Origin of the sequence: Streptomyces sp. SID1328 (assembly GCF_009865595.1) — a bacterium.
Lineage (GTDB): Bacteria > Actinomycetota > Actinomycetes > Streptomycetales > Streptomycetaceae > Streptomyces > Streptomyces griseoluteus.
In genome coordinates this window covers 1-6,251 of sequence record NZ_WWKH01000389.1, presented here as the reverse complement: position 1 = coordinate 6,251, position 6,251 = coordinate 1, and the positions used below count along the sequence as shown (strand labels likewise).

Genomic DNA, 6,251 nt, shown 5'->3' with positions numbered 1-6,251 from the left:
GGTCGGCTGGGCGGCGGCCGCGCGCGATCTGGTCGCGCTGGGCGACGGGCGGTACCTGGCGGCGCCGCCGACCCGGATCGGGTCGCGGGGCGCGGTGCAGTGGGCGTGCCGCCCGACGCCGGCCAACCGGTGGCTGCCGGACGCGGAGGAGCTGATCCCGCCGCTGGCGTACGCCTGCAACCAGGACTGCTGAGCGGTAGCCGGACTTCGCGGTTCCGCCGCACGGGTGCCCCGGTGAGGGCCGTCACCGTAGGGTTTCCGTCATGACGGAGGCAGCGGTACGGGTACGGGGACTCTGGAAGCAGTTCGGGCAGCATGTCGCGGTGGGCGGCATCGACCTCGACCTGCCGGCCGGGAAGTTCATCGGGCTGGTCGGCCCGAACGGGGCGGGCAAGACCACCACCCTGTCGATGGTCACCGGCCTGCTCCGGCCCGATCAGGGGTCCGTCGAGATCGTCGGGCACGACGTGTGGCAGGACCCGGTGGCGGTGAAGTCCCGGATCGGGGTGCTGCCGGAGGGACTGCGGCTGTTCGAGCGGCTGTCGGGGCGTGAACTGCTGGCCTACAGCGGGCGGTTGCGGGGGCTGCCGGGCGCCGAGGTGGACAAGCGGGCCACCCAGTTGCTGGACGTGCTGGACCTCGCCGGGTCGCAGCACAAGCTCGTCGTCGACTACTCGACGGGCATGCGCAAGAAGATCGGGCTCGCCGCGGCCCTGCTGCACAACCCCGAAGTGCTGTTCCTGGACGAGCCGTTCGAGGGCGTCGACCCGGTCTCCGCGCAGACCATCCGGGGTGTGCTGGAGCGGTACACCGCGTCCGGCGCGACCGTGGTGTTCTCCTCGCACGTGATGGAGCTGGTGGAGTCGCTGTGCGACTGGGTCGCGGTGCTGGCCGCCGGGCGCATCCGGGCGACCGGGACGCTGGCGGAGGTGCGCGGGGAGCACCCGACCCTGCAGGCCGCGTTCCTGGAGCTGGTGGGCGCGAGCGGGCGGGACGCCGGGTCCGATCTGGACTGGCTCGGCGGCGGGGCGGTCCGATGACGACCGCGACGCCCGCCTCCGCGACCTCGGTACTGGTCCGGCTGAAGCTGTCCCTGCTGCGCAACGGGCTGCGCCAGTCCACGGGCCGGCGGGCCGCGTTCGTCGCCTCGGCGGTGCTCACCCTGGTCTTCGCGCTGCTGCAACTGCTGGGCTTCGTCGCCCTGCGCTTCCAGTCCCACCCGGAGTCCGTCGCCGTGCCCGGTGTGGCGGTCCTGGCGCTGGGCTGGGCGGTGATGCCGCTGTTCTTCCCCGGCGGTGACGAGACCCTCGACCCGACCCGCCTGGTCATGCTCCCCCTGCGGCCCCGGACGCTGGTGCGGGGGCTGCTCGCGGCCTCGCTGGTCGGCATCGGCCCGGTGTTCACCCTGCTGGTGCTGGCGGGCTGCGGGCTGGCGCTGGCGCACGGAGCGGGCTGGGTCTTCGCGGTCGTGGGGGTCGCCCTGGCGCTGCTGACCTGCGTGGCGCTGGCGCGGGCGGTCGCCGCGGCCAACGTCCGCCTGCTGACCAGCCGCAAGGGCCGCGACCTTGCCGTACTGAGCGGGCTGGTCATCGCCATCGGCGCCCAGCTCGTCAACTTCGGCGCCCAGCGGCTCGGTTCGGGCGGACTCGGCCAACTCCGGCCGGTCGCGGACGTGCTGGCCTGGGTACCGCCCGCGTCCGCGCTGGGCGCGGTGCGCTCGGCGAGCGAAGGGTCGTACGGGGTGGCGCAGGCGCAACTGGCGCTGTGCGCGGCGCTTTTGGTGCTGCTGATCGGGGCGTGGGCGCGGAGTCTGACCCGGCTGATGACCTCACCCGACGGTTCCACGCTGCAGGCGGCCGACGACGGTGGCCGTGACCGCGCCTCGGCGGGGCTGACCCGGCTGCTGCCGGCCGGGCGCACGGGGGCGGTGATGGAGCGGACGCTGCGCTACATCTGGCGCGACCCGAAGACCAAGGCGGCGTGGGTGACCTCGCTGGCGATCGGACTGATCGTGCCGGTGTTCAACGCCATCCAGGGCACCGGGTCGCTGTACTTCGCGTGCTTCGCCTCCGGGATGCTCGGCATCCAGATGTACAACCAGTTCGGGCAGGACACCTCCGCGTTCTGGATGGTGGCGATGACCGTCTCCTCCCCGCGCGACGCCTATGCCGAGCTGCGCGGGCGGGCGCTGGCCCTGCTGCTGATCACGCTGCCGTACGCCATCCTCGTCACCTTGGTCACCACCGCGCTGCTGGGCGACTGGTCGCGCCTCCCCGAGGTACTGGGCCTCTCCCTGGCTCTGCTCGGCGCCATGCTCGCCACCGGGGCCTGGACCTCGGCCCGCTTCCCCTACTCGATACCGCAGGAGGGCCACAAGAACGTCGCCCCCGGCCAGGCGGGCCTCGCCTGGATCTCCATCTTCGGCGGCATGGTCGCCTCGGCCCTGCTCTGCTCCCCGGTGATCGCGGCGACGATCTGGCTGAACGTCAGCGACGGGGGCGCCCAGTGGTCCTGGCTGCTCCTCCCCGTGGGCGCCGCGTACGGAGCCGCCCTGGCCCTGACGGGCCTCCGGCTGGCAGCCCCGAGAACGGCTGCCCGGCTCCCGGAGATCCTGGCAGCGGTCAGCAAGGGCTAGACGGCGCCGCTCCGGCAGAGGGGACTCGCCCGAGGCGGGCGAGTCCCGCCGTGCCCCGCCCACCCCCCATGGGTGGCCCTTCAGGATGTCCCCAAGTCGCCCAGGAAGCCGTCCAGCACCCCCTGCCAAGCCGCCGGCTGGTCGTAGTGGGGGACGTGGCCCGCGTCGGGGATCTCGGCGTAGTGGCCGTCCGGGAGGACGCGGACCATCTCCTGGGCCTCGGCTCGGCCGAGTTCGCCGTCGAGGCCGCGGACCACGAGGGTGGGGCAGCGGACCTGGGTGAGTTCGTCCCAGTGGGCGTCGTGGACCCAGGTCTCGCGGGTGCGGAGCATGCGGTCGGGGTCGAAAAGGGGGCGCCAGCCGTCGGCGGACTCGTGCATGACCTCGGCGTAGAAGGCACCGCGCGCGGGGTCGGGACGTTCGAGGCGGGGATCGTCCTCGGCGAACCAGCGCCGGACGTCGGCGAGGGTGGCGAACGGCAGCGGCCAGGAGCGGAACCAGTCGGCCCACTCGGTCTGCGAGGCGGCGCCCAGCGCGGAGGCCCGCATGTCGCAGATGACGAGGCCGCGCACCAGGTCCGGACGGCGGGCTGCCAGCTGCCAGGCGGTGAGCGCGCCCATCGCATGGCCGACGAGGACGGCGGGGGCGAGGGCGAGCTGCTCCAGCGCGGCCTCGGCGTCCTCCACGTAGGCCTCGCGGGTGCAGGCTTCCAGGGGCGGCTGCGCGCTCTGCCCGTGCCCCCGCTGGTCGAGGGCGACCGCGCGGTACCGCCCGGCGAGCCCGCGCGCGGTGGACGCCCAGTGCGCGGCGCGCCCCATCAGCCCGTGGAGGAGTAAGACACCCCGCGCGCCGGGCCCGGTCCCCTCCTTGGGCGGGTCCGCGAACTCCCACGCGGCCAGCCGCACCCCGCCCGCTCCTGTGACCTCGATACGTCGTGCCATAGACCTGGCACCCCCCAGCTCCGCCTGCTTCGTACGGTTGTACTGCCGCTGTCGCTGTCGTGTGTTCCGCCTGGTGCTGCCGTCGCAGATTATCGAAAACTCATTCGATACGGGCGTTCGCTCCGCCAACACCCCTCGTTCGAGTGACACCGGAAGAGGAATGATCGCCCCCGCCGAGGGGATCTTCTCTGGCGAGGGGGCGGACCGCTCGGGGAAAAACGGTCCGGAGGGACTGACCCTGGGAGCTCGGGGCTCCGGGTCGGTACCGGGGAGGTGAGGCCCCGGCGCCGCGGCGGCGCCGGGGCCTCCTCGCGTTCAGCGCTTGGCGACGAAGACGTGGGAGGCGACGTCGGAGGCCAGCTCGGCCGCCTCACCACCGCTGCCCACCAGCACGCCACCCGCCGACTCGGTCACGCTCACCACCGAGCCGGGCTGCACACCCGCCCGCCGCAGCGTGTACATGAGCTGGGCGTCGGTCTGGATCGGCTCCCCGATCCGGCGCACCACGACCGTCTTGCCGTCCGAGCCGGGGTCCAGCTCCGCGAGCGAGACCATGCCCTCGTCCAGGAACGGGTCGGCGCCGTCCTTCTCGCCCAGCTCCTCCAGACCCGGGATCGGGTTGCCGTAGGGCGACTCGGTGGGGTGGCGCAGCAGCTCCAGCACGCGGCGCTCCACCGCCTCGCTCATCACGTGCTCCCAGCGGCACGCCTCCGCGTGCACCTGCTCCCACTCCAGCCCGATCACGTCCACGAGCAGACACTCGGCGAGCCGGTGCTTGCGCATCACGCGCGTGGCCAGCCTGCGGCCCTCGTCGGTCAGCTCCAGATGACGATCGCTGGCCACGGACACCAGTCCGTCCCGCTCCATGCGGGCCACCGTCTGACTGACGGTCGGCCCGCTCTGGTCGAGCCGTTCCGCGATGCGGGCGCGCATGGGGACGACGCCTTCCTCTTCCAGTTCGAGGATGGTGCGGAGATACATCTCCGTGGTGTCGATCAGTCCGGACATACGTGCCCCTCGATTACTTTGCCGAAGAGCTCACCGCTCCCGGCGCGTGCGCTGGCCCAGAATCAATTCTGCCGGATACCACCGACAATCGTGCCGCGCCGGTGAAACAGCGGGAACCGGCCGCGCTTCGGCCGGGAAGCGCGGGCCGTATTGACACCGCGCTGGTCCGGACCGCACGGTGATCCGCGACATCGAGGCGCGAAGGGGCACCGCATGAGCGACGGCACGCCGGCCGACCGGTTCCTGGACGCGGCGATCGGCCTGCTGCGGCGGGTGCGCGAGGAGGAGGCCGGGGCCATCGCCGCCGCCGGGACCCTGCTCGCGGACACGGTCGAGTCGGGCGGACGGCTCTTCGCCTTCGGCGCCGGACACTCCTCGCTCCCCGCGCAGGACGTCGTCTACCGCGCGGGCGGCCTCGCCCTGATGAACCTGCTCGCCGTGCCGGGCGTGGTCGGCATCGACGTCAGCCCGGCCGTCCTCGGCTCCGCCCTGGAGCGGGTCGACGGCCTCGCCTCCGCCGTGCTGGACAGCTCACCGCTGCGCGACGGCGACGCCCTGGTGATCATCTCCCTGTCCGGCCGCAACGCCCTGCCGGTGGAGATGGCCCAGCACGCGCGCGCCCTGGGCATCAAGGTCATCGGCGTCACCTCGGTCGCCTACGCCACCGGGACCGCCTCCCGGCACTCCTCGGGCACGTTCCTGAAGGACCACTGCGACGTCGTACTGGACTCCAAGATCGCGGTCGGGGACGCCGAGCTGACCATCGACAGCGTCCCGGCGCCCTTCGCGCCCGCCTCCACGGTGGTCACCTCGGCCCTGATGCAGTCCATGGTCGCGACGGCGGCGGCCAGTCTGGCCGACCGGGGCGTGGAGCCCCCGCTGCTGCGCTCGGGGAACGTGGACGGCGGGCACGACTGGAACGCCCGGATCATGGAGAAGTACGGCGACCGGATCTTCTACCACCACTAGAGCGCCGTCCCGCTGCCGCCGTCGGCGGTTCAGACCTGTTCGGCGCCCCGTACCGTGTCCGCCAGGTCCAGCGCCGCCGCGATGCGCGCGGCCACCTCTTCCGCGTACGTCGTGTCCGTGCGGTCGAAGCCGTCGCGGGACGTGCCGCGCAGGAAGGTCAGCACCCCCAGGGTCCGTCCCCGGCTGCGCAACGGGGTGCACAGCGCGTGGGCGGTGTCGGCGGGCCAGTGCCTGGTGCGGGCCCACTCCCGCGCCCGCTCGGCCGGTACCCCGTTCACATCGGCGCGCACCGTGCCGCCCCGTTCGGTGCACCGGGGTGCCGGGTGGTCCGGGGCGTAGCGCACGGGCAGCCCGGTATGGGCGTCGGCGCCCGGTGTCCCGGCGGGCGTGGCGGCGAGCCGCTCCAGCCGTACGGTCTCCCCGCGCGAGTCCGTCAGCCGGTCCAGCAGGGCGTGGTCGGCGAAGCCGGCGAGGGCGAACTCCAGGTGGACGACGGCCGCCTCGGCGGGGTCCTCGCACTCGGCGGCGGCGCGGGCCGCGCGGTGCAGCTGGTTGACGCGGAACCGCAGCACTGACGCCTCGCGCTCCCCCAGCCGGGCCTCGGTGACGTCCAGGAAGAGCCAGCCGACCCCGAGGGGCACCGGTTCCTGCCCCAGCGGCGAGGCAAGCCGGACGAACCCGCTGCGCCAGCAGCGCCG

The 6,251-nt window shown here is 73.4% G+C and carries 6 protein-coding genes and 1 pseudogene; 4 read left to right on the top strand and 3 right to left on the bottom strand.

Translation table 11 applies throughout. The features are described 5' to 3' along the window. From GT030_RS11585 to GT030_RS11575, 3 genes and pseudogenes are all read left to right on the top strand, one after another. Positions 1–193, top strand: a pseudogene (locus GT030_RS11585) (DNA primase); the annotation flags it as partial. Between the two features lie 70 nt (positions 194–263). After that, positions 264–1,040, top strand: coding sequence for an ABC transporter ATP-binding protein (locus tag GT030_RS11580; protein WP_135787760.1), 777 nt, complete (start codon positions 264–266; stop codon positions 1,038–1,040). Next, positions 1,037–2,635: a transporter gene (locus GT030_RS11575; RefSeq protein ID WP_161201028.1), complete on the top strand. Its 1,599-nt coding sequence runs from the start codon at positions 1,037–1,039 to the stop codon at positions 2,633–2,635. Before GT030_RS11580 ends, GT030_RS11575 begins: the two co-directional genes overlap by 4 nt. Positions 2,636–2,715: 80 nt before the next feature. Here the strand turns inward: GT030_RS11575 and GT030_RS11570 are convergent, their stop codons facing one another. Together GT030_RS11570 and GT030_RS11565 are read right to left on the bottom strand one after the other, a co-directional pair. Further along, positions 2,716–3,576, bottom strand: coding sequence for an alpha/beta hydrolase (locus GT030_RS11570; protein WP_161201027.1), 861 nt, complete (start codon positions 3,574–3,576; stop codon positions 2,716–2,718). A 315-nt stretch (positions 3,577–3,891) separates the two neighbouring features. Further along, positions 3,892–4,584: a metal-dependent transcriptional regulator gene (locus GT030_RS11565; protein WP_086689846.1), complete on the bottom strand. Its 693-nt coding sequence runs from the start codon at positions 4,582–4,584 to the stop codon at positions 3,892–3,894. 213 nt (positions 4,585–4,797) lie between these two features. On the opposite strand from GT030_RS11565, the gene GT030_RS11560 reads away from it, so the two are divergent. Next, on the top strand, positions 4,798–5,553 hold the full coding sequence (locus GT030_RS11560) for an SIS domain-containing protein (RefSeq protein WP_161201026.1): 756 nt from the start codon (positions 4,798–4,800) through the stop codon (positions 5,551–5,553). 29 nt (positions 5,554–5,582) lie between these two features. Here the strand turns inward: GT030_RS11560 and GT030_RS11555 are convergent. After that, positions 5,583–6,251: GAF domain-containing protein (locus tag GT030_RS11555; protein WP_161201025.1), on the bottom strand; the 669-nt coding region annotated here is incomplete at its 5' end.

Coding starts and splice junctions, on each gene's coding strand:
- GT030_RS11565 (WP_086689846.1), bottom strand. CDS start 4,584: ATGTCCGGACTGATCGACACCACGGAGATGTATCTCCGCACCATCCTC.
- GT030_RS11575 (WP_161201028.1), top strand. CDS start 1,037: ATGACGACCGCGACGCCCGCCTCCGCGACCTCGGTACTGGTCCGGCTG.
- GT030_RS11580 (WP_135787760.1), top strand. CDS start 264: ATGACGGAGGCAGCGGTACGGGTACGGGGACTCTGGAAGCAGTTCGGG.
- GT030_RS11570 (WP_161201027.1), bottom strand. CDS start 3,576: ATGGCACGACGTATCGAGGTCACAGGAGCGGGCGGGGTGCGGCTGGCC.
- GT030_RS11560 (WP_161201026.1), top strand. CDS start 4,798: ATGAGCGACGGCACGCCGGCCGACCGGTTCCTGGACGCGGCGATCGGC.